Raw genomic sequence first — 22,857 nt, forward strand, 5'->3', positions numbered from 1 at the left:
TTTCGAATTTAATCGATACTAAGGTTCTTCGGTTGCATGTTTACCACACCTGATATGGCTGTCAGTGATGTGTGGAAGATACAGTTTTTGCTGTTGTACGTTTGTAGTGTGGGGATGTTTTGGCGAATTTAATCAGTAAAGTCTGGGATGATATGAAAAGCCCTGAAGGCAAAGCGACGTTCCAGTTTGCTATCCGCCTTTTTTTGATTCTTTTTGCCTACTATCTGATGAAACCTGTGCGAGAAGGTCTTATTCTCGATGGTGGCAGTGCCGAGATACGAAGTTTTGCCCTGGCCGGTCAGGCGGCCCTGTTATTGATTATGGTGCCGATATACGGGCACATTATAAAGCACCTGCAAGGGAACAAGTTGTTCCACGCAGTTACGATCTTCCTGGCCAGCAACATTATGTTGTTCTACTTCCTGTACAGGGCAGGTTATGACATCGGTGTGCCGTTCTTTATCTGGCTGGGCATATTCTCCGTTTTGCAGATTTCCCAATTCTGGACCATGGTTAGTGACTATCACTGCGTGGAAAGCGGTAAACGACTGACATCCTATATTGCTATTGGTGGCTCTTTAGGGGCGATGGTTGGTTCCATGTTTGCCAAGTTCCTGTATCTGGAGTTAGACGCTGACGGGTTGATGATACTGGCGATGATTATGTTGGCGATTGCCGTGGTGATACCGACTGCGAATGTAGCGATGAGAAAAGATCATGATCATGTCGATGATGAGTCCATTTCACATCTGCTCGGTGGACTGAAAAAAGTGTTTGATAATTCTTATCTGCGCTGGATTGCGGCATCCGTTGTGCTGTTAAACCTGATTAATTCCACGGGTGAATTTATTTTGGCCGATTTTGTGACGGGTGAGAAAAGTGGTGCTGAAATCGGCGCATTTTATGCCACGTTTTACCTCTATGTGAATATTGCTACGCTGGTGTTGCAGGCTTTCGTGGTTCGGCCTATGTATCAGGTGATTGGTGTGGGCGGCGCTTTGATCAGTCTGGCCGTATTTAATCTTGCGATGTATATCTCTGTGCTGGCTTTCCCGGTGCTGGCATGGTTTGCAATTGTGAAAATGGCTGACAACAGTATTGATTATTCCGTAGCCAATACCACCAAGCAGATTCTGTTTCTGCCGCTGGACCGCTTTACGCGTTATGAAGGTATGCTGGCCATTAATACATTTTTTACCCGTTTTGGTGATCTGATTCAGGGCGGTGTCATTTTCGTTGTGATCTCCATGTTGGCGATGCCGACCATGTTTCTGGTCGGGGTAAATATTACTTTGTGTCTGCTTTGGCTGTTTGTTACATTCAATGTCAGCAGGCGTTTTAAAATTTGGTCTGAAAAATCGGAAGCAGTACTAAAAGCTGAAGCAGACGTTAAAGGAGAGGGTCAGGCATGAGTCAGTTGATCAGGGGAGTTATATTGGCCGGAGGTTCAGGTACGCGTTTGTGGCCGCTGTCGAGGCAGCAGCTGCCCAAGCAGTTCCTGAATATCAACGGTGTGGATTCAATGCTCAGTGCAACGATTTCGCGTTCAAGCCCGTTGATCAGTCGAGAAGACGCATGGGTGGTAACCGGTGATACACATGCCAGCGGTGAAGCATTTTCCGAGCTCGATGGATTGAACCTGATTCTTGAACCCTGCGGTCGCAATACTGCGCCCGCTATCGCAATCGCTGCAGCCCTGTTTCAGGACCTGACAAACGAGGATCCTGTTATGGTGGTGTTGCCCGCCGACCATATCATCAGTAAGCAGGCGGCTTTCCAGAGATGTTTGAAAAAGGCGGTAAGTGCTGCTGAAGATGGGCGTTTGGTGACCTTCGGCATAGTGCCCAACCATCCGGAAACCGGATTCGGTTATGTGCAGACACAAGCCTCTGATGGCGATGTGATGCCGGTTTTGCGTTTTGTCGAGAAACCGAATCTTGAGAATGCACAAAAAATGCTGGATGACGGTAACTATTTCTGGAACTCCGGCATGTTTGTATGGAAATCATCCACGATTCTGGAAGAGATGCGCGAACATCTTCCGGAAGTGTGGGAGCTTTTGGATGCTATGCGCAAGCGCTGGAATGGCGGCGAGCCCTGGCAGGAAGTGATTCGTACCACGTTTGATCAGATGCCGAATATCTCCATTGATTATGGCATTATGGAAAAATCGCAACGTGTTTCACTGGTCGCAGCTGATATAGGCTGGTCCGATGTGGGTAGCTGGGATGCTGTGCATGAGATGGCACCGCATGATGAACATGGCAACGATATCAGTGGTAATGTGCTGGCGATTGATTGCAAAGGTTCCTTACTGCGTAGTGAAAAAAGCCTGATTGCTGCAGTTGGTCTGGAAGATGTTATCGCTGTTGAAACACCTGATGCTATTCTGCTATGTAAGGCAGGTGAAAGTCAGCGTGTAAAAGATATCGTTGATGAGTTGAAACTAGGCGAAGGCAAATATCATTTCGAACATGTTACTGTGCGCAGGCCCTGGGGCAGCTACACGATCCTTGAAGGTGGTGCTACCGGTTACACCATTAAACGTATCGAAGTTAATCCCGGAGCCAAGCTCAGCCTGCAGTCTCATCAGCATCGCTCCGAGCATTGGGTGGTAGTGAAAGGTACGGCCACAGTGACCTGTGGGGATCTGGTGAAAGTCGTTGCCAAGAATGGCAGCGCATATATTCCAATCGGTGAAGTACACCGCCTTGAGAATAAAGGGAAAATGCCATTGCAGTTGATCGAAGTGCAGGTGGGTGATTATCTGGATGAGGATGATATTGAGCGCTTTGAAGATACCTATGGTCGTGCAAGGTAATTGAACCGGTTCCTCCTTCGAGGGTAATGTTCAGACCTTGCAAAGACAGTGGCCTCTGTGAGTATTGCCTATCATGCGACTGAATATGCTGTTTTCCAAAATGATTGGGCTGCTCGTGCTGCTGCTGTTTGCCAATGCTGCAGTGGCGGCCAGTGGTACGATTCGGGATGTGCGTTTGTGGACGGCTCCTGATCATACCCGTCTGGTCTTCGATCTTAGTGGGAAAATTGAGCACAAATTGACTCGTTTGCACAATCCCGAACGGATTGTGATCGACATGCAGAAGACTAAACTCAAGGCCGATTTGAAAAAATTACCCATTCCTGACCCGGTGGTTAAAGGGATTCGTCATGGTATCTCCAAGGAAGGAACACTCAGGGTGGTTATTGATGTAAAAGAAAAAGTTCAGCCTCGATCATTCCCTCTTAAACGGACGCAGGGTAAACCGCCTCGTTTGGTCGTGGATCTGATGCGTCAGAGCCAGGCCAAGAAAGAGGCCATGACTGCAGGTGCAGCCAAGAAGAAAAAAGGATTAATTATTGCCATTGATGCCGGTCACGGTGGTGAAGACCCCGGGGCGGTTGGTCCTCGCAAATTGTATGAGAAGGTGGTTACGCTGGCAGTGGCCAAAGAGCTGGCCAAAATTGTCAATGCAACGCCGGGTATGCATGCCGTGCTGATCAGGAAAGGTGATTATTTCGTTTCTCTGGGTAAGCGTGTGCGACTGGCACGCAAAGCCAAGGCTGATCTGATGATCAGTATTCATGCAGATGCTGTGCGTGAACGTTCTGTGAAAGGTGCGAGTGTGTACACACTATCTGATCGCGGAGCCACTCAGGATAAAGCGGCCAGAGCTCTGGCAGCCAAAGAAAATGCTGCTGATGAAGTGGGTGGCGTGGCCTTTGATCAGATTGATGACCCGGTTGTGAACAGTATTCTCGGTAATATGCTGCGCACTGATAGCATCAACAGTTCCCAGATTCTTGCTGAAACTGTGATTGGTAAATTGAAGCGTGCAGGTCCGATTAAATATTCAAAACCCAAACGTGCCCGTTTTGCGGTATTAAGTGCGATGGAAATTCCAAGTGTTCTGGTTGAACTGGACTATATTTCCAATCCGGTAAGAGAAAAGAAATTAAGAACCAGAAAACATCAGAAGCTGTTAGCTTCAACCCTGTTTGATGCAAGTGTTGATTTCTTCCGAAAGATGGGGCGTTTGAACACTACGCAGCAGAAGGCATCTGACACTGCTGATTCCATGCTTGCCGATAATAATCAACTTATCATAGAAATGCTGTAAAGGGATAGGCATGTCTTCATCAGATTTATACAAGAGACTACTTGGTTTTCTCTCCCCATATAAAGGACGCCTGGCTATTGCAGTGGTCTGCATGATTGTTCTCGCTGCCTGTACTGCTGCGGTGGCCTATATGCTGAAACCGGTGCTGGATGAGGCACTGACAGGTAAAAGCAAAGAACTTATTTATCTTATTCCACTGATGATAATCGGACTGTATCTGCTCAAGGGAATCGCCTATTTCGGTCAGGCCTATTCGATGGGTTATATCGGTCAGCGCGTCATCTTTGATCTGCGAAATCTGTTATATCAACGGCTTACCGACCAGTCACTGGCATTCTTTTCCCATCGTAAAACCGGAGAGCTACTGGCGCGACTCTCTTATGATGTGACGCTGGTGCAGGCCGCAGTCAGTACGGCGGTTACCGCACTGATGCGTGATACAATCTCCATTGTATTCCTGCTTATTGTGGTTTTTATTCAGGACTGGATGCTGGCATTGATCGCTATGCTGGTTTTTCCGGCGATTATCTATCCGATTGCACGTTTCGGTAGAAAAATGCGCCATGCTACGCTGGATGGTCAGGCATCCATGGGTGATTTGACCAGCTTGCTCGAAGAAACGGTTGGCGGTATCCGGGTGGTCAAGGCATTCGGCATGGAAGAGTATGAACGGGGCCGTTTCCGCACTTTTACCGGTGATTTTCTAGCTCATCAACTCAAGGTTTTTAAAGTGCACGCGCTGTCATTTCCTATTATGGAACTGCTGGCAGGTTTTGGTATTGCAGGCGTGTTACTTTATGGCGGTCTGCGCGTATCTTCCGGTGAAACAACTGCCGGTACTCTGGTTTCATTTCTTGCCGCGGTCATTATGTTGTATGAACCTGTAAAACGTCTGTCACGTGCCAATAATGAAGTGCAGCAGGGGCTGGCAGCAGCCGAGCGTATTTTTGAAGTGCTGGATGAAGATGTCGCGGTTCAGGATGCAGTGCATGCAGCTGAGATGAAGCCATTTGCTCAATCCATTCGTTTTGAAAACCTGCAGCTCACTTATCCGGGGGCTGAAAAACCGGTTCTGGATGATATCAATTTCACCGTGCACGCTGGCGAAGTTGTTGCTCTGGTCGGGCGTAGTGGCGCGGGTAAAACATCGCTGGTGAACATGGTGCCGCGTTTTATTGATGCCAGTGCCGGTCAGATTCTGATCGATGGAATGGATGTGCGTGACCTTACTCAGCAGTCGCTGCGCAGTCAGATTGCTCTGGTGACTCAGGAGATCATCCTGTTCAACGATACTATTCTGAAAAATATCGCTTATGGGCATGATGAGATTGATCTGGCACAGGTTGAAGCTGTAGCACGAGCTGCGAATGCACACGAATTTATCGAAAAGCTGCCTGATGGTTACAATACATTGGTTGGCGAGCGTGGCGCCATTCTTTCCGGTGGTCAGCGTCAGCGTATTTCACTGGCTCGTGCGCTGCTCAAGGATGCGCCGATCCTGATTCTGGATGAAGCAACGAGTGCTCTGGATACAGAATCTGAACGACTGGTGCAGCAGGCTATTGATCGTCTGATGCAGGGGCGTACTGTGATGGTGATTGCACACAGGCTTTCGACTATTCGTCATGCTGATCGCATTATTGTGCTTGATCAGGGTAAGCTGGTGCAGATGGGCAGACATGATGAACTGCTGAGCGAGGGTGGACTGTATGCAGAGTTGTATCATCTGCAATTTGAAAGCCATGCATCTGATGTATTGCTCGATGGTGAAGTGGATTCATAAAGGCGTGAAAGATCGTTTTATAACCTGGATAGTTCCCCGCCTGATCAAATATATCTTTCTGTTCCTGGAAAAAAGTATTCGCTGGGAAGTTGTGGGTGAAGATTATTCCAGGGATGATCCGAAAAGATATTTGTACGCTTTCTGGCATGCTCGTCTGCTGATGATTCCGAAAATGTCGCGAGGAGGCATCTGGCATGGTTATATGCTGATTTCTTCGCACAGGGATGGAGGGTTTATTGCTGATACCATTCATCTTCTCGGCATTGAGACAGTGCGTGGCTCTTCCACGCGTGGTGGTGCCAAGGCCATGCTGCGTATGGTGAGAGCAGTCAGGGAAGAAGGTCGTCATCTGGGTATTACTCCAGATGGTCCGAAGGGGCCGCGTGAGAAGGTGCAAAAAGGGACCATCCAGCTAGCCATGAAAACCGGCCTGCCTGTTGTACCGGTATGTTATGCCACCAGCCGCTACTGGCGTGTGAACTCCTGGGACCGGTTTTATATTCCCAAGCCGTTCACCCGTGGTGTGTTTGTGATCGGTGATCCGGTTGTGGTTTCTGAAGAAGATGATTTCGATGAATCGCTACAGCGTGTGCAGCTGGCCATGGATGAAGCACAAAGCAAGGCTGATCGCTATTTCAACAAATAACTCTGTTTGTTTACCTGTTTAACCCCACTTTCGGGTGGAGGCATGCAACTCTGTAGTTGGATTTCACCTTAGAATGCTCAGAACAAGCTAATGCGCTGCCAGATGGATGCCTAGTCCGTGCATTACCCGCATAACAGTGTCGAAGCGAGGCTTTGCTCCAGGAGAGAGTGCTTTATACAGGCTTTCTCTGCCAAGGCCTGTTTCCTTTGAAAGCTGTGTCATTCCTTTAGCTCTTGCTATATCGCCTAGAACTGCGATCAGGAGGTCAGAATTTCCATCTTCCAATGCGGCGGTAAGATATTCATTGATGGCTTCAGGGGAGTTCAGGTGCTCACTGGCATCCCAAGGTGATGTTGTGCTACTCATTGTCACGAACCTCCTTAGCAAGCTGTTTGGCTAATTCAATATCTTTCCGTTGGCTTTGTTTACTGCCTCCGGCAAGCAGGACAATCAACAGATTTCCTCGTTGCACAAAATAGACACGGTATCCTTTGCCAACATCAATTCTCAGTTCCGACACGCCATCGCCTATTGGCTTTACATCGCCGGGATTCCCAAGCGATAACCTACGGATTCGGATGTCTATTCTAGCCTTGGCTCTAATGTCCCGAAGCCGAGAAAACCACTTTGCATAGATGGCAGTTTGTCGAACTTCGATCATAGCCTCAATTGTATCCGAATGAATACAGTCATGCAACAGCTATTGGTGGTGGAATCACATGTGTGTGAGGTTACATTCAACCCTTCAAATGCAAAAAGCCGTTTTTCCAATGCCATGAGAGTTATCCAATCGATTTAGGATTCCCGTGGTGAGTCCTAAAGGTGCGAACTGTTTATCTTAAGCAGATCAGGAATGGTTGCAGGTTGCTGCAAGCAGACCTAGCTATATCTGGCCTTTAACCAGATACCTTCGAGCAGGCTTGCATCGACTGCGATCAGCTCTTCGTAACCCCAGCGCTGCATCATGGCTTCAATAATGGCCAGTCCTGCAATAATCAGGTCAGCACGTCCGGCTTCAATGCTGGGGATGGCTGCGCGCTGCTCATGTGTCATCGCTAACAGCTTGTCACGCAAGCTGAAAAAGGCTGGCTTGCTCATAAGATAATTATTGATTTTCTCCGAATCATATTCGCTCAGACCTAATGCTGTGGCAGCGAGTGTGGTAACGGTTCCGGCTGTGCCTACCATATATTTCGGCGCACGATGATCTGGCCAGCTCTGCTCAACGATGGCCAGATGTTTATCTGTAGCGGTCAATACAGATTGGTAGTCGGATGCCGATGGCGGGTCGGAGTGTAAATGGGCCTCAAAGAGTTTAACCACGCCTAGTTTTCTACTTATGGCATCAAGTTGAATGCTGTTTTGAGCACGAATGAATTCGGTACTGCCGCCACCAATATCAAACAAAAGCATGTCACTGCCGATCTGTTGATCCAGCACGGCACAAGCACCTTTCAGTGACCAGTTGGCCTCAGTGTTTCCATCGATAATCTGAATCCGGATACCGGTTTCCTGCTCCACGCGTGTGATAAAGTCGGCGCCATTCGATGCTTCCCGAACAGCAGCAGTGGCGCAGGCCAGCGTGTTTTCCGGGGGTACATCAAAGTTTCTCAACGCAGCGGCAAAAGTCCTGTATGCATCTACGGCGCGCTGCATACCTGCATCCGATAGCCTGCCTGTGTGATGCAGTCCTTCACCGAGACGGGTGATGCAGTGGCCGTAATGAATTATGTTCCAGGGTTTGGTTGCAGATGAGTCGGCTGCTTCGGCGATGAGCAGGCGAAAGGTGTTGGAGCCGCTGTCGATGGCAGCATAAACCATATCAGGCGCCCTTATGATTCCTGGAGACTTCAACGTAGTGGGCAGCTGAGCGCTTGAGGAATGCTTTCTCCTCATCTGTCAGTTCACGGCGCTCTTTGGCAGGGGAGCCTGCATAGAGGTAACCACCGCGCAGGATTTTACGCTCGGTGACCAGTGAGCCTGCTGCAAGAAAACAACCTTCTTCCAAGACTGCCTGATCCATAATAATAGAACCCATACCAACCAGGCAAAAGTCCTGCACTTCACATCCATGCAGAATCACTCCATGACCGATGGTGACATCATTGCCGACGATGCAGGGTGAAACATTGGTGCTGGTGTGCAGGATCGAATGATCCTGAATATTGGAACGCTCACCAATTTCAATATCGTGTACATCACCACGCAATACGGACTGATACCAGATGCTGGAATCTGCACCGATTTTTACACGTCCCATGACATCAGCAGATTCGGCAATGAATGCCGACTCATCAATTTCAGGGAACCAGTGCAGATAAGATTTTATCATGATTGATACTCCGTAACGATATGCTCTTCTCAGCGGTTGCCGGAAACAGCCACTTCAATAGTAGCTGATTTTTTACCCAGATGATTGATCAGCGTGACAGTCACTGTTTTCGGTTGCCAGGTTTTATTCCAGGCCAGCGCGCCTTCGATATATGCATGGGTGGTCATTTCGATCTTGTGGCTATCTTTTGCTTTCGTAGTGCTCAGTAAAACAATATTTCCATCTGCATCCAGAGTAGAGAATGTCAGTTTTCCCTTGATCCAGCGTGGGTAATTTTCACCTTTCACCAATATTAATTTGTAGCCCAGAATATTCTTCTCTTTCCAGGCGATCACAGGCCTGAGAAAATGAACACCTTTCACCTTTCTGGCTGCCAGTACATCATCAAATACTTCAAGTCGTTTTTTCATGGAGCTATTATCACTACGCATCAGTTCCATCTCTTGCTTGAGCCCATCGATCTGCCCATCGCGCAGGGATAGCTGTGCCTCAGTTTCCGATAGGGCATTGTTCAGCCGAGTCTTTTCGTGTTGAAGGTGAGCCATTTGCGAGAGCATGGCGGTTTGTGGTTCCTGCGGTGCCAAAGAGATGCCGGCAATCATTGCACTGATCAATAGTAGCAGCGTAAGCATGATGATTGTAACAGGTCGGGCGTGAAAGGCCCGTTCACTATTGTCTGAGAAGATGGAGATTTGAAGCGGTTTAATCAGTGCTTCCAGACCCGCCTTAAGGCCAGAGTGCATGTGTTGCAAGCCCCGCTGTTTCATCAAACCCGAACATCAGATTGGCATTTTGCAGGGCCTGACCTGCAGCACCCTTGAGTAGGTTGTCGATACAACTGACAATCACGGCTTCAGAGTCACTGAGCGCTGCTACACCAATGTCACACCGGTTACTGCCGGAGATGCCGGCCGTGGATGGTAAGCGGCCTTCAGGGAGCACTTTGACAAACGGTTCATCAGCAAACTGATCGGTCAGGATTTCATGCCAGCTATGTGTTGATGCACCATTCAAATGTAGTGTGGTCAGCATGCCCCGGTTCATCGGCAGGATATGCGGCACGAAGCGTACAGTGATGGACTGATGTCCAAAGCCAAGCGCCCACTCTTCCATTTCCCATGCATGCCGGTGCCTCGGTAGGCCGTAAGCTTTTACAGATTCGTTGATCTCACAATAGAGCAGATCAGTTTTAGCACTTCTTCCCGCACCGGATGTGCCCGATTTGGAATCGACAATGATCGTTGATGTATCGATAAGTTCGGCATTTAACAGCGGAACCAATGGTAGCAGTGTGGAGGTCGGGTAACAGCCCGGATTGGCTATAAGTCTGGCTTTGGCGACATCAGCGCGCGCAAACTCGGTCAGTCCGTACACTGCCTCTTCAAACAACTCAGGGTGCGGGTGACTGGCACCATAAGCTGCCTGGTAAATATCATGGCTCTTGTGCCGGAAATCAGCGGACAGATCGACCACTTTTTTACCTGCTTCAAGTGCTGCAAACACACTTGTTGCTGCTGCGCCATGTGGCAGGGCAGTGAAAACCAGTTCCACATTTTCAGGCAGGGCATCATCAGCAGTAGCGAGCCTCATCGCGGCAACTTTGCCCGCACAGCCCGGCAGAACATCACCAGCCAGTTTGCCTGCCTGAGAATGCGCAGCAAGATGTTTCACCTCAAAGTGAGGATGAGATTCGATGAGCCTGATCAGCTCTGCACCGGTGTATCCGGTGGCTCCAAGTATGGCGACTGCAATATTCATGACAGGCATGCTACGCAATGCATCGGTCTCATCAAATGATTTAGTCATTATTACATTCAGGTTCATAATATCGAGGTTGCAGCAAACTCACATTGCAGCGCATTTGTGAGTGCTATAAACTGCGAAAAACGTGTCGCTGAAGCCGGATTCACATCAACATTATTCAGGAGAGTCGTATTATCCATCAGGAGAAGCCTGAGTGCTGAATTTATCTACATGGTTTAAAGCCGCGCGCCCTCTGTTGGAGGCGCTGCGTGATCTGGCTCCGATTATTTTTGTGATCCTGTTTTTTCAGGGTTTTGTACTTCAACAGCCAATTCCAAACATGGAAGAGATGCTGGTTGGCATGGTCTTTGTTCTGTTCGGACTGGCACTGTTTGTACGCGGTCTTGAAATCGGCCTGTTTCCTATGGGCGAAGGTATGGCTCATGCCTTTGCCAAAAAAGGTAATATATTCTGGTTGCTGCTGTTCGCTTTTCTGCTTGGTTTCGGCACAACGGTCGCTGAACCGGCTTTGATCGCTGTCGCAGGCAAGGCGGCCGAGATTGCCGCGCAGGGCGGTGTGATTGATAGCACACAAACAGCGATGGATGACTACGCCTTTGGCTTACGCATGACCGTGGCATTGTCGGTTGGCACAGCCATCGTGTTGGGAGTGCTGCGCATCCTTGTAGGCTGGCCTCTGCATATTTGCATCATCGGGGGTTATTTCCTCGTTGTTATCATGACCTATTTTGCACCGCACGAAATTATCGGCATTGCCTATGATTCAGGTGGGGTAACAACCTCCACAATTACCGTGCCGCTGGTTACGGCTCTCGGCGTAGGCCTTGCCTCATCGATTCGCGGACGTAACCCGATGCTGGATGGTTTCGGACTGATCGCATTTGCTTCTCTGATACCGATGATGTTTGTTATGGTCTATGGCATGTTGACGGTATGAGTATGCTACAGCTTTTTATCGATACCTTCGCATCAACCATGCGTGATGTGTTGCCGATTGCAGCCGTACTTGTCGGATTTCAGTTGCTGGTGCTGCGTCAGAAAATTGCCAACCTGTGGCGGGTAATACGCGGCTTTGTCTATGTGTTGATCGGTTTGGCCTTTTTCCTAATGGGCTTGCAGGAAGCCATCTTCCCGCTTGGGGAGCTCATGGCTTCACAGCTCACCAATCCAGCCTTTGTCTATAGTGAGTTGTATGCACAGGGTATTACTACAATACAAACCGTACGCTGGGATGATTATCTTTGGGTGTATGCATTTGCCTTCTCCATAGGGCTGGCCACAACGCTGGCTGAGCCCTCTTTGATCGCAGTTGGTATGAAAGCTGAACAGGTTTCAGGTGGAGCGGTGTCTGCCTGGGGGTTGCGATTGGCTGTATCTCTGGGTGTGGCGATTGGCGTATCTATCGGTTGTTATCGGATTGTGACCGGTACCGACCTTTGGCTGTATATTATCGTAGCCTACATCATCGTGATTGCTCAGACTTTCAGAGCACCGAGTATGATTATCCCACTTGCTTACGATTCAGGTGGTGTGACGACATCAACGGTAACAGTGCCACTACTGGCGGCTCTGGGACTTGGTCTGGCGGCAACGATACCCGGCAGAAGCCCGTTAATAGATGGTTTCGGGCTGATTGCATTTGCCAGTGTTTTTCCAATCATGAGTGTGATGGGTTATGCACAGGCCATCCGCTTTTTGGATAAATATAGACAATCCGGCAGGACAGCCGGATTGGACGACGAATAGTCGTCCGCAAGGAAAGAGGGAGAAGGAGGAAGAGAACGATGCGCTTTAAACTACTGATTGTGTTGGTAGAAGACACGAAAACCGAACAAATTATGAATGCAGCTCGTGAGGCCGGTGCTACTGGTGCAACGGTGGTGGGGGATGCCCGTGGTGAAGGCTTGAATCCGAAAAAGACCTTTTTTGGCCTGACCTTGGAATCACAGCGCGATATGGTGATGTTTGTGGTTGAAGAGCATTTGAGTCGCAAGATACTGGAACGAGTTGCCGAAGAAGCCGGTTTTGAAGAGAACCCCGGCTCCGGCGTTGCATTCCAGCTTAATGTGGAAGATGCCATTGGTCTCGGTGGGCAGATTATGTGTCTGATGGATGAAGTGGAGGAGCGGCTATGAGCGAGAAAAGAACCCTGATTACTGTCAAAGACGTCATGAAAGAGAATTATGATCTGGTTGAGGGCATTGCGACTGTGCGTCAGGCGCTGGAAGTGATGCGTTATGTGGAAACCAAATGTCTGATTGTCGATAAACGCCATGAACATGATGAGTACGGTATCGTAGTGCTTTCAGATATCGCCAGAGAAGTGCTGGCAGCGAACCGTTCTCCGGATCGAATCAGTATCTATGAGGTAATGACAAAACCCGCGACAACCATTCATCCGTCCATGGATATCCGCTATGCCAGTGCATTGTTTGCGCGTCTTGGATTGTCGCGCGCGCCAGTGGTTGATCATCAGGGGCATATAATTGGTATCGTCAGTCATACCGACATGGTGTTGAAGGGTTTACTGAATTTGGTGTGACTGAGGTTCTGGCTGCATGAGTTTATTGCTCGGCAAAGCACTGCTGCAACTTTTATTACCACCGGGAGGATTGATTCTCCTGGCGATATTGGGCCTGCTTTTCCACAAGCGTTTTATGGGGCGTTTGTTGATATTTTTATCACTTGCCGGATTCTGGTTACTATCAACCGAGCCGGTACGTGATGCCATTCTGTCACCTTTGGAAGACAGCTACCCGCCTCTTTCCTCTGAGTTGCTGACGCAGACTGAATCAGCAGATGCCGCCATTATTCTTCTCGGCGGTGGTGTATATAAAAAAGCCCCTGAATATGGTGGTGTCGATAGCTTATCCAAACATGCCATGATGAGAACCTTGTATGCATCTCGCCTTGCACGACAGAGCGGTATGTCTGTGTTTGCAACAGGTGGAGCAGTACTCTCGGATAGGACGGAGCCAGAAGGTGTGGTGATGAAGCGCTGGCTGATTGAATTCGGTGTTCCGGAATCCTCAATTGTCGTTGAGGATCAAGCTAGGAACACTTGGGAAAATGCAGCGAATTTAAAACTTCTTCTGGATCAGCAGAATATCCGGAAAGTATTTCTGGTGACTTCTGCATGGCACATGCCGCATTCAGTGTGGGTGTTTGAAGCTCAGGGAATGCAGGTGATTCCAGCCCCCTGTTTCTATGTGGTTGAGCCAGAACCATATGATTTACGCAGCTATCTTCCGCGTTGGGATGTGTTCGCTGATTCATGTGATGGAGTACATGAATATCTCGGTATGCTCCTGTATCGTTTAAAGTATTGAACAATAAAGCCCGCCATTCCCCTTTCTAGGCGAAGCCAGAAGGGGGTCAAGCGGGCGGTTTTGTCTCTTTAGTATTTTGGTTTTCGACATATTTACGGACAGTTTCAAGCGATGCGTTACCAACAGTTCCAACGTAATAAGCGCGGTGCCAAAAGTATGGTTTCCAATAAAATGTTGCCAGGTAATCCGCATGCCTGTTTCGGATACGCCTGGAGCTTGCTGATTTCAGGTTGTTCATTAATGTCGAGATATTTAAGGCTGGATGAATTTCAATCAAAAGATGGACATGATCTTCTTCTGCCCCGAATTCAATCAGCGAGCACTTCCACTTCTCAAGGATCACTGAAAAAATCTGCTTGAGTTCTATCGTGATGCCAGGCGTTAACACCTTCCTCCTATACTTGGTTACAAAGACAACATGTAGCCTAAGTGAAAATACTGCATGAGAGCTTGATTTGTTTGGTTGCATATCCATGTGGCCTATTCTATTCTCAGCGTATGCAGATTGGCAATAAATTCAGGTGTTATCCGGATAAAAGGCAGCAGGAGATACTGCACCGTTGGATTGGTTGTCAGCGATTTATCTATAACGCAAAAGTTCGTGAAGATCGGTATTTCAGGTCATTCTCACGTCAGTCATTGTCGTTGGCCGGCATGAAAACGCCAGTCGATCAGAAGTACGCACAGTTCATTTCTGAAGAAACAGTCTGGCTAAAAGATACGCCGAGTCAGCTGCTTCGGAATGGTGCAACATTGTGGAAGCAAGCGTACCAGCGGTTTTTCAATGGATTAGCCAAAAGGCCAAAGCTGCATAAACGGATTGGGCGTCAATCAGTGTGGATCACATCTGAATTGTTCAACTTCATGGAGTCGGACGGAAAGCACTCGGTTCAACTTGGTTCGAAAAGTAGAGTTATAGGTAGCATCCCATTTAAAGCGCATAGAGAATTCAATGCACCAGCTTCAATCCATATCTCTGTGGATGCAGGCCAATGGTTCCTCAGCTTTTCATACGATGATGGTGTGCCTGAAGCCAAAGAAGAAGACGTTTTTGCATACGTGGCCAGCCTGTCTCGGCCAGATATTGAGGCATCAACCATCGGTATCGACAGAAACACGACAGGCAAGAAAGTGGCTACCAGCTCGGGCCAGTCCTTCGACTATTCCGGGCTTCAAAAGAAGCGAATGCTTGAGCACGAAAGAAAGTCCAGGCGTTGGCAGCGTATCCAGGCGCGAAGAACAAAAGGATCCAAACGCTATGGCAAAGCCAAAGCGAAAGTAGCCCGGTATAAACGGTATGCCAAAAACACCAGACATGATTTTGCACATAAAACCAGCCGAACACTGGTTGATCAAACAGGTGTGAACGTGTTTGTCTCGAAGCGTTGCAAACAACAAGTATGGTTCGATCTGCAAAAGGCACTCTTGATGCTCCCGGAAAGAAAGTAAAACAGAAATCAGGGCTCAATAAATCAATCCTCAATTCAGCATGGGGAAGGGTTGATGAGTTCCTTGCATATAAAGCACTCAGAGCAGGAAAGCTCACAATCAAAGTACCACCGCATTTTACATCTCAACAATGTTCAGTATGCGGATTTACCCACAAGGATAATCGGCTCAAGCAGTCCGTATTTATCTGTCAACAATGCGGGTTCACAGAAAATGCAGACTTTAACGCCGCAATCAATATCGCAGCAAAAGGAATCGATATGATCTTGTCCGGTGACCGGAAAACCAAACCGAAAAAAGGCTGCAGCATCACGAAAAAGGTAGGGGTGGGATACTCCAAACCGGTGGAAACACCTAAGCTCGTGGAGACCATTGTAAGTCGTGGACGTGTTAAAAACACAAACACGCATCGGTCGGTGAAACGAGAAACCCCAACTAAAACATTGCCAAATGTTTAGTTGTGGGAGATTTCATTAGAAAAGTGTAGGGACATGAATAGTGCAGCGACTGAGTCTTAGTCGTGCTAGCCAATCGAGTTGATTAGGTCTATAAATGGGGCAGTCGATCTGGAGGTCATGTGAGTCAGTCCAAGCCATCTGATATACCTGTTCAGGATGAACTCTTCAGTGCCGGAAGTAGTTATCTGGAGCACATGCAAGAGCTGTATCATAGTTCCCCGGAATCTGTACCTGCTGAGTGGGCTGAGTATTTCTCCGGCTTAAAGGATGTGGAGACATCAGCACAGACCGGCCATCAGGCCATGCTTGCCAGAATGCGTCCGCAGATTAGTGCAGGTAGCACACAGCACTATGATGATATTACCACGCTGTCAAAGCAGGGGGATATCGAGTATCCATCAAGGGCGATTTATCTAATTCAGGCCTATCGTATGCACGGACATATGCATGCCGAACTTGATCCTTTGCACCTGAATCCAAGACCTAGCAGTCCTGAGCTTGATCTTGCTTATTATGGTTTGTCTGAGGCCGATCTGGATCAGATGTTTCCAACCGGAGATTTGACCGGCGATCATCAGATGCCGCTCGGCGAGATTGTCAAACTTCTCGAAGAGACCTATTGCGGACACATTGGTCCGGAATCGATGCATATTACCAATTCTGCACGTCGCCACTGGATTCAGTCGCGCCTGGAACGTATTCGTTCCAAAGCCGATTACGATACCGATACTCGCCGACATATCTTCGGACGTATTATGCATGCCGAAGAATTTGAGCGTTTCCTGCATACCCGTTACGTGGGGCAGAAACGTTTTTCACTTGAAGGTGGTGAGTCGTTAATCCCAATGCTTGATGCCATGGTTCAGAAAGCGGGCAGCAATGGCACTCGCGAAATCATTCTGGGTATGGCACATCGTGGTCGTTTGAATGTTTTGGCCAATATTATGGACAAATCACTGTCCGATATCTTTTCCGAGTTTGAAGGTGCGCAGCTGCAGGAGAGTGCGCAGGGACAGGGTGATGTGAAATACCATATGGGTTTCTCATCCGATGTGCAGACACCCGGTGGAGTCGTACATCTTTCTCTGGGTTTCAATCCCTCACATCTGGAAATTATTACCCCGGTGGTGCTTGGCAGTGTACGCGCACGGCAGTGCAGGCGTAAGGACAAGAACAAGACGGAAGTGATGGGTGTGCTGGTGCATGGCGATGCGGCATTTGCAGGTCAGGGTGTTGTGGCCGAATCGCTGCAACTCTCCAAGCTGCGTGGCTTCAGAGTTGGCGGGGCAATCCATATCGTGGTGAATAATCAGATCGGTTTTACAGTAAATCCGTTTGATGCCCGCTCAACAACCTATTGCACGGATATTGCCAAGATTGTGCAGGCTCCGATTCTGCATGTGAACGGTGATGATCCCGAGGCATGCTGTCTGGCAATCGAGGTCGCAGTCGAATATCGCAATACGTTCCATGAAGATATTGTTATTGATCTGATCTGCTACCGCAGACACGGGCATAACGAAGCGGATTCACCTGAAGTGACACAGCCTGTTATGTACCGGCGCATCGGTGAGTTGCCGAGCATTGAGCAGTTATATCGTGACAGGCTGATCCGGGATGGTGTTTTGAGTGCAGAGGAAAGCGATCAGATGATCGCGACTTACCGTGATTGTCTGGATAAAGTCAGACGTGCGACCAACAGGCCGGCTCCGAGCCCGGTCAATAGTTTGCAGGGGCGCTGGGAAGGTTTCGTATTTGACGGAGCGGAAGAACCTGATACAGGCGTCAGTGCAGATGTGTTATCCACACTGGCTCGCAAGGTGCATCGCCTTCCGGCTGAATTTTCCATGCATGCGAAAGTGGAAAAGATCTATGACAGCCGCATTCAGATGATGGATGACAAACAACCTGTGGATTGGGGTTGTGGTGAAACCATGGCGTATGCAACACTGGTGCATGAAGGCGGCTGGGTTCGCCTCTCCGGCGAAGATTCAGGCCGTGGTACTTTCTTCCATCGGCATGCCGTGGTTTATGATCAGAAAACCGGTAAAGGCATGGTTCCGCTGCAGCAGGTCGAGAACGGGACCCTGTCACACTTTATCGTGGTCGATTCGATGCTCTCTGAAATGGCCGTGATGGGTTATGAATATGGTTATTCGGTAGCCGAACCGAGATCACTAGTGATCTGGGAAGCGCAGTACGGTGATTTTGCCAATGTTGCTCAGGTGGTGGTTGATCAGTTTATCGCAGCTGGTGAAACGAAGTGGAATCGTATGTCCGGCCTGGTGCTCTGGTTGCCGCACGGGTTTGAAGGGCAGGGGGCCGAGCACTCTTCAGCAAGGCTGGAGCGTTATCTGCAGCTTTGTGCTGAAAATAATATGCAGGTTGCCAGTCCGACTACACCTGCACAGCTATTCCACCTGTTGCGCCGGCAATTGATGTCCAGAGCGCGCAAACCGCTGATTCTGATGGCACCGAAAAGCATGTTAAGAAACAAGTTGTCATTTTCACCCTATGCAGACTTTACAACTGGGCGTTTTCAGCCCGTGTTGGCCGATAAAAACAGACAGATCGATCTGGCTGGCGTCAGGCGTCTGCTTATCTGCTCAGGCAAGGTCTATTACGATCTGCTGGCTGAGCGGAATAAAAGGGAAATTATGGATGTTGGGCTTGTTCGAGTAGAACGGCTTTACCCATTCCCTATGGATGAGTTGAAAGAGCAGTTGCAGCGCTATGCCGGAGTTGTCGAGGTGGTCTGGGTACAGGAAGAGCCGCAAAATCAGGGTGCCTGGTTACAGGTGAATAGTCTGATCAGGCAGGCCCTGCTGGAGAATCAGAAAATCTATGCTCTGACGCGGCCTGCATCGGCAGCACCTGCAGTGGGTTCAATTAAACGACATAAAGATGAACTCGAACAATTGATGAGTGCTGCATTTGCAGAGAATACAGATGGTTTACAGGGATGATGTTTTGCCGAGGAGGCAGGAATGAGTATTGAGATCAAGGTTCCCAGTCTGGGAGAATCTGAAACTGAAGCGACCTTAATCGCATGGCTGAAAAAAGAGGGTGATGCAGTTGCAGTGGATGATGTGCTGGCCGAAATCGAAAGTGACAAGATCACCATGGAGATTACTGCGCTTGATGCGGGTGTCTTGAAGTCGGTATTGAAAAAAGTGGATGATATTGTCGAACCCGGAGAAGTCATCGGAGTCATTGATGAGTCGGTTCAAATAGAGAAGTCTGATGTCAAAGCAGCTACAGCAGAAGAGGTGAGCGAAGAGGTTGTTCAGCCGGTGGTGGAGAAAATCAAACCCACAGTTGTAGTGGAAACCACGCTTACAGATGAAGAGGATGATTCTAATAGCGAAGCTGTAGTTATTTCCCGCCCTGAACCACCAGTCTCATCGCAGCGCGTAGAAGAACGGGTTCCGATGACAAGATTGCGTAAGCGTATCGCTGAACGATTAAAAAGTGCACAGAACACAGCTGCGATGCTCACCACATTCAATGAAGTGAATCTGCAGGCCGTGATGGACCTTCGTACACGTTACGGTGCCCGTTTTCAGGAGAAGCATGGTGTAAAACTCGGCTTTATGTCCTTCTTTGTAAGGGCGGTTTCCCAGGCCATTTCCCAGTATCCAGCGCTAAATGCCTATATCGAAGCGGAAGATATTGTATATCACAATTATGTCGATGTCGGCATCGCTGTGAGCACTGATAAAGGACTGGTTGTGCCGGTACTGCGTGATGCGCATCTGATGGGGCTGGCCGAGATAGAGAAGGGTATTGCCGATCTGGCAGGCAAAGCCCGGGATGGTGGCCTGACTCCGCATGACCTCAAGGGTGGTACTTTTTCGATCACCAATGGTGGCATCTACGGCTCTATGCTCTCCACACCGATTCTGAATCCACCACAGAGTGGTATTCTGGGTATGCACAATATCCAGAAGCGGACTATGGTTGAGAACGACGCTGTGGTCATTCGTCCAATGATGTATCTGGCACTCTCCTATGACCATCGCCTGATTGACGGTGCTGATGCGGTACGCTTTCTCGTAGCTGTGAAAGAGGCGCTCGAGTACCCGGCAGGTTTAACGCTCAATCTTTGATCTGTCGTAAGCTGCATGAACAGTATTCAACGTAGTCTGCTGCATACCATGCCGGTATTTGGCGGCATCAGTGAGCCGGCACTCGATTTCCTGTTGCAGCTGGCAGACATCCGCACCGTCTCGTCAGGAGATTATTTCTTCCATGAAGGTGATAATGCGGCTTCGATGTTTGTCATGCTGGACGGACGGGTCGCAGTGTTGAAAAACAGAGATGGTGAGGCGTTGCAAATCAAGGAACTGAATCAGGGCGACTGTTTTGGTGAAATGGCACTGCTTGACCTCTATCCCCGCAGCTGTTCAGTCAAAGCAGTCAGTGAATGTCAGGTGATCGAAATAAGCCAGCACTGTCTGTTCAAACTCTATCAGCATGATCTGGAGCAATTTACCATTATCCAGATGAATATCGGCCGTGAAATCAGTCGGCGTTTGCGTCTGACCGGTGAACAGTTGTTCCATTCTGAAGGGGTGGAGGCGAAGTGATTTTCAGTAGAACAGGTATGACTATTATTCAATGGTTTGCACTATAGTCTTGACTATTATTCAATTTGATAGAAAATAGTCACTATGAAGCGCTATCTTTCCGACAACATATTATCCGACCTGAGTAGAAAAATGGTCTTGCTGACAGGGCCGCGTCAGGTGGGAAAAACTACTTTGGCAAAAGAGATGCAGGAGCATTTTGGCCAATCAATGTATCTTAACTGGGATAGTATTGATGACCGTCGTATCCTGACTGCTCAGAGTTGGAGTACAAAAGCGGATCTTCTAGTGATGGATGAAATTCACAAGATGCCTGAATGGAAGACATATCTGAAAGGTGTATATGATTCACGAATGGATGGTCAGGCACTGCTGGTAACTGGTAGTGCGCGCATGGAAACGTTCAGGCAGGCGGGAGAGTCGTTGGCCGGACGCTATTTTAATTTGCGATTACACCCATTTTCGGTGCGGGAGTGGGTCGAATCAAGTGATTGTAGCGCAGACGATGCGCTCGACCGCTTGCTGGTGAGAGGTGGTTTCCCAGAGCCACTTTTGGCGAATGATTCAGTTCAGGCAGATCGGTGGCGTGCTCAGTATTTTACTGATCTGGTACGTGAGGATGTGGTTGAATTTTCGCGTATTCATGAAATCAGGGCCATGCGACTTCTGGTGGAGATGTTGAGGCATCGTGTAGGAAGTCCACTCTCCATAGCTTCATTGGCAAGAGACCTTCAGCTATCTCCGAACACGGTAGCGAAATATATCGATATTCTGGAAGCACTTTATGTTGTTTTCCTGGTGCGGCCTCACCATCGCAATGTGGCCAGGGCCATCCTGAAAGAACCAAAAGTGTACTTTTTTGATACAGGTTACCTCCCCGATGATGCAGGAATAAGGTGGGAAAACGCTTGTGCTACGATGTTACTTAAACATGTTCATTATCAACAGGATCTGTTTGGAAGGCAGACTTCGTTACATTATTTGAGAACTAAGGAAGGAGCGGAAGTGGATTTTGTTATCTGTGAAAATGGCGAGCCATCAATGCTGATGGAATGCAAATATGCGGATAATCGCCCTTCACCAACCTTATGCAGGTTTGCCGCGACATTTCCAGACGCCGAGGCTATTCAGTTGGTGAGGGAGTTGCGACAGGAGGAGTACCATAAGCCGGTCTCGATAATAAAGGGTGCCGACTGGCTGGCAAAATTGTCAGCATAACCTGTATTCCGAATGGTGCAGACAATGCAGACAATGATTCAGTTTGGTCGTAGTTCTGATTAATATAGAAAGTCGGGATGGTGAGGCGTTGCAGTTCAAGGAACTGAATCAGGGCGACTGTTTTGGTGAAATGGCACTGCTTGACCTCTATCCCCGCAGCTGTTCAGTCAAAGCAGTCAGTGAATGTCAGGTGATCGAAATAAGCCAGCACTGTCTGTTCAAACTCTATCAGCATGATCTGGAGCAATTTACCATTATCCAGATGAATATCGGCCGTGAAATCAGTCGGCGTTTGCGCCTGACCGGTGAACAGTTGTTCCATTCTGAAGGGGTGTAGGCTGAGTGGGCGCCGTACTTATCTGAAGAAAGTCATGATACATATTCAGCGGTAAAAAGTCTTTTTACCATGTAAAAAAGCATGTGGAGTTCCGATATGCATGGATACGTGGCGAGAAATATATCAACTATTAATAACAGAGAGATTTCGCTCTAGTCCTGCAGTTGCGCTGCTAGGGGCACGTCAGGTTGGTAAATCCACACTTGCTGAAATGATTATCGAACAGTTTCCCGATGCTATGTGTTTGGATATGGAGCGACCATCTGACCTTAATAAGTTGATCGATGCCGAAGCTTTTTTCCAACAATTTGAGGGCCGAATGATTTGTTTGCTCACCCTGTTTATGGTGCATCATTTGAAGGCTTTATTATTGAAAATATACTAGTTCAATTGCCGCATTGGCAGGCGAGCTACTTTAGATCTTCTAATGGTGCCGAGGCTGATCTTGTTCTGGAGAAGGGCGGACAGACAGTTGCGATAGAAATTAAATCATCAACCAGCCCCAAGCTCAGTAAAGGTAATTGGAGTGCATTTGATGTTTTACGCCCTGATCAATGTTATGTAGTAGCGCCAGTGGACTGTACGTATTCTCTAGGCAAGAATGTGATGGCGATGACGATTGATGGTGTGATTGAAGAGATAAGCAGTCTTTGAAATTATTGATGACTGAATTATTCAAAAGAACCAATAACTATTAAACGTCACACTGCTGTCCGGTTAAGGAATTAGCAGCAAGAAAACAGGCCTGAATTCCCAACGATTATGGTAAATTTGTAGTTATCCAGACAGCAAATTCACAGAACGGAGAACTCAGGCCATGAAGCACATTAA

The 22,857-nt window shown here is 48.4% G+C and carries 27 protein-coding genes; 19 read left to right on the top strand and 8 right to left on the bottom strand.

Annotated features, from left to right (window positions below):
* Window positions 1-119: 119 nt before the first annotated feature.
* The 5 genes from MMIC_RS03740 (at window position 120) to MMIC_RS03760 (ending at window position 6,550) form a co-directional block, all read left to right on the top strand.
* Window positions 120-1,412 (top strand): NTP/NDP exchange transporter, encoded by a 1,293-nt coding sequence (locus MMIC_RS03740; protein WP_227819335.1) that lies wholly within the window; start codon window positions 120-122, stop codon window positions 1,410-1,412.
* Entirely contained in the window at window positions 1,409-2,821 is a 1,413-nt protein-coding gene (locus tag MMIC_RS03745) for a mannose-1-phosphate guanylyltransferase/mannose-6-phosphate isomerase (RefSeq protein ID WP_072659111.1), read from the top strand. Before MMIC_RS03740 ends, MMIC_RS03745 begins: the two co-directional genes overlap by 4 nt.
* A 73-nt stretch (window positions 2,822-2,894) precedes the next feature.
* Complete coding sequence (locus tag MMIC_RS03750; RefSeq protein WP_072659112.1) at window positions 2,895-4,121, top strand: N-acetylmuramoyl-L-alanine amidase; 1,227 nt, start codon at window positions 2,895-2,897, stop codon at window positions 4,119-4,121.
* 10 nt (window positions 4,122-4,131) lie between these two features.
* A complete protein-coding gene (msbA, locus tag MMIC_RS03755; RefSeq protein WP_072659113.1) occupies window positions 4,132-5,904 on the top strand; it encodes a lipid A export permease/ATP-binding protein MsbA in 1,773 nt (590 codons plus the stop codon).
* 4 nt (window positions 5,905-5,908) lie between these two features.
* A complete protein-coding gene (locus MMIC_RS03760; protein WP_072659143.1) occupies window positions 5,909-6,550 on the top strand; it encodes a lysophospholipid acyltransferase family protein in 642 nt (213 codons plus the stop codon).
* An 87-nt stretch (window positions 6,551-6,637) separates the two neighbouring features.
* Here the strand turns inward: MMIC_RS03760 and MMIC_RS03765 are convergent, their stop codons facing one another.
* The 7 genes from MMIC_RS03765 to MMIC_RS12875 all read right to left on the bottom strand — a co-directional run bounded on the left by MMIC_RS03765 (window position 6,638) and on the right by MMIC_RS12875 (window position 10,825).
* Window positions 6,638-6,916, bottom strand: coding sequence for an addiction module antidote protein (locus MMIC_RS03765; RefSeq protein WP_072659114.1), 279 nt, complete (start codon window positions 6,914-6,916; stop codon window positions 6,638-6,640).
* The gene (locus tag MMIC_RS03770; RefSeq protein WP_072659115.1) at window positions 6,909-7,211 is read right to left on the bottom strand and encodes a type II toxin-antitoxin system RelE/ParE family toxin; all 303 of its coding nucleotides are present in this window, start codon (window positions 7,209-7,211) and stop codon (window positions 6,909-6,911) included. The genes MMIC_RS03765 and MMIC_RS03770 overlap by 8 nt, the downstream gene beginning before the upstream one ends.
* 218 nt (window positions 7,212-7,429) lie before the next feature.
* Window positions 7,430-8,371 (bottom strand): Ppx/GppA phosphatase family protein, encoded by a 942-nt coding sequence (locus MMIC_RS03775; RefSeq protein WP_072659116.1) that lies wholly within the window; start codon window positions 8,369-8,371, stop codon window positions 7,430-7,432.
* A 1-nt stretch (window position 8,372) separates the two neighbouring features.
* Window positions 8,373-8,882: a gamma carbonic anhydrase family protein gene (locus tag MMIC_RS03780; RefSeq protein WP_072659117.1), complete on the bottom strand. Its 510-nt coding sequence runs from the start codon at window positions 8,880-8,882 to the stop codon at window positions 8,373-8,375.
* Between the two features lie 29 nt (window positions 8,883-8,911).
* On the bottom strand, window positions 8,912-9,625 hold the full coding sequence (locus tag MMIC_RS03785) for a hypothetical protein (protein WP_072659118.1): 714 nt from the start codon (window positions 9,623-9,625) through the stop codon (window positions 8,912-8,914).
* A complete protein-coding gene (gene argC / locus MMIC_RS03790; RefSeq protein WP_227819336.1) occupies window positions 9,609-10,688 on the bottom strand; it encodes an N-acetyl-gamma-glutamyl-phosphate reductase in 1,080 nt (359 codons plus the stop codon). The genes MMIC_RS03785 and argC overlap by 17 nt, the downstream gene beginning before the upstream one ends.
* A 14-nt stretch (window positions 10,689-10,702) precedes the next feature.
* Window positions 10,703-10,825 carry a hypothetical protein gene (locus MMIC_RS12875; protein ID WP_265331363.1) on the bottom strand — a complete coding sequence of 41 codons (123 nt, stop codon included), beginning with the start codon at window positions 10,823-10,825 and terminating at the stop codon, window positions 10,703-10,705.
* A 17-nt stretch (window positions 10,826-10,842) separates the two neighbouring features.
* Here MMIC_RS12875 and MMIC_RS03795 point away from each other — a divergent pair, with 17 nt between their 5' ends.
* The 5 genes from MMIC_RS03795 to MMIC_RS03815 are packed head-to-tail and all read left to right on the top strand — an operon-like array spanning window position 10,843 to window position 13,975.
* Entirely contained in the window at window positions 10,843-11,583 is a 741-nt protein-coding gene (locus MMIC_RS03795; protein ID WP_072659145.1) for a DUF1538 family protein, read from the top strand.
* Entirely contained in the window at window positions 11,580-12,392 is an 813-nt protein-coding gene (locus MMIC_RS03800) for a DUF1538 domain-containing protein (protein WP_072659119.1), read from the top strand. Before MMIC_RS03795 ends, MMIC_RS03800 begins: the two co-directional genes overlap by 4 nt.
* 38 nt (window positions 12,393-12,430) lie before the next feature.
* Complete coding sequence (locus tag MMIC_RS03805) at window positions 12,431-12,781, top strand: P-II family nitrogen regulator (RefSeq protein WP_072659120.1); 351 nt, start codon at window positions 12,431-12,433, stop codon at window positions 12,779-12,781.
* Window positions 12,778-13,188: a CBS domain-containing protein gene (locus tag MMIC_RS03810; RefSeq protein WP_072659121.1), complete on the top strand. Its 411-nt coding sequence runs from the start codon at window positions 12,778-12,780 to the stop codon at window positions 13,186-13,188. Before MMIC_RS03805 ends, MMIC_RS03810 begins: the two co-directional genes overlap by 4 nt.
* 16 nt (window positions 13,189-13,204) lie before the next feature.
* Window positions 13,205-13,975, top strand: a complete 771-nt coding sequence (locus MMIC_RS03815; protein ID WP_072659122.1) for a YdcF family protein — start codon at window positions 13,205-13,207, stop codon at window positions 13,973-13,975.
* 46 nt (window positions 13,976-14,021) lie between these two features.
* On the opposite strand, the gene tnpA is transcribed toward MMIC_RS03815, so the two are convergent.
* Window positions 14,022-14,450 (bottom strand): IS200/IS605 family transposase, encoded by a 429-nt coding sequence (gene tnpA, locus MMIC_RS03820; protein ID WP_072659123.1) that lies wholly within the window; start codon window positions 14,448-14,450, stop codon window positions 14,022-14,024.
* A gap of 23 nt (window positions 14,451-14,473) precedes the next feature.
* Here tnpA and MMIC_RS03825 point away from each other — a divergent pair, with 23 nt between their 5' ends.
* The 9 genes from MMIC_RS03825 to MMIC_RS03860 all read left to right on the top strand — a co-directional run bounded on the left by MMIC_RS03825 (window position 14,474) and on the right by MMIC_RS03860 (window position 22,680).
* The gene (locus MMIC_RS03825; RefSeq protein ID WP_143144873.1) at window positions 14,474-15,424 is read left to right on the top strand and encodes an RNA-guided endonuclease InsQ/TnpB family protein; all 951 of its coding nucleotides are present in this window, start codon (window positions 14,474-14,476) and stop codon (window positions 15,422-15,424) included.
* Window positions 15,376-15,882 (top strand): RNA-guided endonuclease InsQ/TnpB family protein, encoded by a 507-nt coding sequence (locus MMIC_RS12880; RefSeq protein WP_072659125.1) that lies wholly within the window; start codon window positions 15,376-15,378, stop codon window positions 15,880-15,882. Before MMIC_RS03825 ends, MMIC_RS12880 begins: the two co-directional genes overlap by 49 nt.
* Before the next feature lie 119 nt (window positions 15,883-16,001).
* Window positions 16,002-18,848 (top strand): 2-oxoglutarate dehydrogenase E1 component, encoded by a 2,847-nt coding sequence (locus MMIC_RS03835; RefSeq protein ID WP_072659126.1) that lies wholly within the window; start codon window positions 16,002-16,004, stop codon window positions 18,846-18,848.
* Window positions 18,849-18,869: 21 nt separating this feature from the next.
* On the top strand, window positions 18,870-19,991 hold the full coding sequence (gene sucB / locus MMIC_RS03840) for a dihydrolipoyllysine-residue succinyltransferase (protein WP_072659127.1): 1,122 nt from the start codon (window positions 18,870-18,872) through the stop codon (window positions 19,989-19,991).
* A gap of 15 nt (window positions 19,992-20,006) precedes the next feature.
* Window positions 20,007-20,471: a cyclic nucleotide-binding domain-containing protein gene (locus MMIC_RS03845; RefSeq protein ID WP_072659128.1), complete on the top strand. Its 465-nt coding sequence runs from the start codon at window positions 20,007-20,009 to the stop codon at window positions 20,469-20,471.
* Window positions 20,472-20,555: 84 nt separating this feature from the next.
* Complete coding sequence (locus tag MMIC_RS03850; protein ID WP_227819338.1) at window positions 20,556-21,689, top strand: ATP-binding protein; 1,134 nt, start codon at window positions 20,556-20,558, stop codon at window positions 21,687-21,689.
* A 43-nt stretch (window positions 21,690-21,732) separates the two neighbouring features.
* The gene (locus tag MMIC_RS03855; protein ID WP_072659129.1) at window positions 21,733-22,026 is read left to right on the top strand and encodes a cyclic nucleotide-binding domain-containing protein; all 294 of its coding nucleotides are present in this window, start codon (window positions 21,733-21,735) and stop codon (window positions 22,024-22,026) included.
* 100 nt (window positions 22,027-22,126) lie between these two features.
* The gene (locus MMIC_RS12560; RefSeq protein ID WP_143144870.1) at window positions 22,127-22,411 is read left to right on the top strand and encodes an AAA family ATPase; all 285 of its coding nucleotides are present in this window, start codon (window positions 22,127-22,129) and stop codon (window positions 22,409-22,411) included.
* A 5-nt stretch (window positions 22,412-22,416) separates the two neighbouring features.
* Window positions 22,417-22,680: a DUF4143 domain-containing protein gene (locus tag MMIC_RS03860; RefSeq protein WP_507760695.1), complete on the top strand. Its 264-nt coding sequence runs from the start codon at window positions 22,417-22,419 to the stop codon at window positions 22,678-22,680.
* Window positions 22,681-22,857: the final 177 nt, after the last annotated feature.

The organism is Mariprofundus micogutta (genome assembly GCF_001895085.1).
Classification (GTDB): domain Bacteria; phylum Pseudomonadota; class Zetaproteobacteria; order Mariprofundales; family Mariprofundaceae; genus Mariprofundus; species Mariprofundus micogutta.

Bases quoted from the DNA above. Each gene is read 5' to 3' on its own strand.
- MMIC_RS03745 (WP_072659111.1), top strand. From the start codon at position 1,409: ATGAGTCAGTTGATCAGGGGAGTTATATTGGCCGGAGGTTCAGGTACG.
- MMIC_RS03750 (WP_072659112.1), top strand. From the start codon at position 2,895: ATGCGACTGAATATGCTGTTTTCCAAAATGATTGGGCTGCTCGTGCTG.
- msbA (WP_072659113.1), top strand. From the start codon at position 4,132: ATGTCTTCATCAGATTTATACAAGAGACTACTTGGTTTTCTCTCCCCA.
- MMIC_RS03765 (WP_072659114.1), bottom strand. From the start codon at position 6,916: ATGAGTAGCACAACATCACCTTGGGATGCCAGTGAGCACCTGAACTCC.
- MMIC_RS03770 (WP_072659115.1), bottom strand. From the start codon at position 7,211: ATGATCGAAGTTCGACAAACTGCCATCTATGCAAAGTGGTTTTCTCGG.
- MMIC_RS03775 (WP_072659116.1), bottom strand. From the start codon at position 8,371: ATGGTTTATGCTGCCATCGACAGCGGCTCCAACACCTTTCGCCTGCTC.
- MMIC_RS03780 (WP_072659117.1), bottom strand. From the start codon at position 8,882: ATGATAAAATCTTATCTGCACTGGTTCCCTGAAATTGATGAGTCGGCA.
- MMIC_RS03785 (WP_072659118.1), bottom strand. From the start codon at position 9,625: ATGCACTCTGGCCTTAAGGCGGGTCTGGAAGCACTGATTAAACCGCTT.
- argC (WP_227819336.1), bottom strand. From the start codon at position 10,688: ATGACTAAATCATTTGATGAGACCGATGCATTGCGTAGCATGCCTGTC.
- MMIC_RS12875 (WP_265331363.1), bottom strand. From the start codon at position 10,825: ATGGATAATACGACTCTCCTGAATAATGTTGATGTGAATCCGGCTTCA.
- MMIC_RS03800 (WP_072659119.1), top strand. From the start codon at position 11,580: ATGAGTATGCTACAGCTTTTTATCGATACCTTCGCATCAACCATGCGT.
- MMIC_RS03805 (WP_072659120.1), top strand. From the start codon at position 12,431: ATGCGCTTTAAACTACTGATTGTGTTGGTAGAAGACACGAAAACCGAA.
- MMIC_RS03810 (WP_072659121.1), top strand. From the start codon at position 12,778: ATGAGCGAGAAAAGAACCCTGATTACTGTCAAAGACGTCATGAAAGAG.
- MMIC_RS03815 (WP_072659122.1), top strand. From the start codon at position 13,205: ATGAGTTTATTGCTCGGCAAAGCACTGCTGCAACTTTTATTACCACCG.
- tnpA (WP_072659123.1), bottom strand. From the start codon at position 14,450: ATGGATATGCAACCAAACAAATCAAGCTCTCATGCAGTATTTTCACTT.
- MMIC_RS03825 (WP_143144873.1), top strand. From the start codon at position 14,474: ATGCAGATTGGCAATAAATTCAGGTGTTATCCGGATAAAAGGCAGCAG.
- MMIC_RS12880 (WP_072659125.1), top strand. From the start codon at position 15,376: ATGGTTCGATCTGCAAAAGGCACTCTTGATGCTCCCGGAAAGAAAGTA.
- sucB (WP_072659127.1), top strand. From the start codon at position 18,870: ATGAGTATTGAGATCAAGGTTCCCAGTCTGGGAGAATCTGAAACTGAA.
- MMIC_RS03845 (WP_072659128.1), top strand. From the start codon at position 20,007: ATGAACAGTATTCAACGTAGTCTGCTGCATACCATGCCGGTATTTGGC.
- MMIC_RS03850 (WP_227819338.1), top strand. From the start codon at position 20,556: ATGAAGCGCTATCTTTCCGACAACATATTATCCGACCTGAGTAGAAAA.
- MMIC_RS12560 (WP_143144870.1), top strand. From the start codon at position 22,127: ATGGATACGTGGCGAGAAATATATCAACTATTAATAACAGAGAGATTT.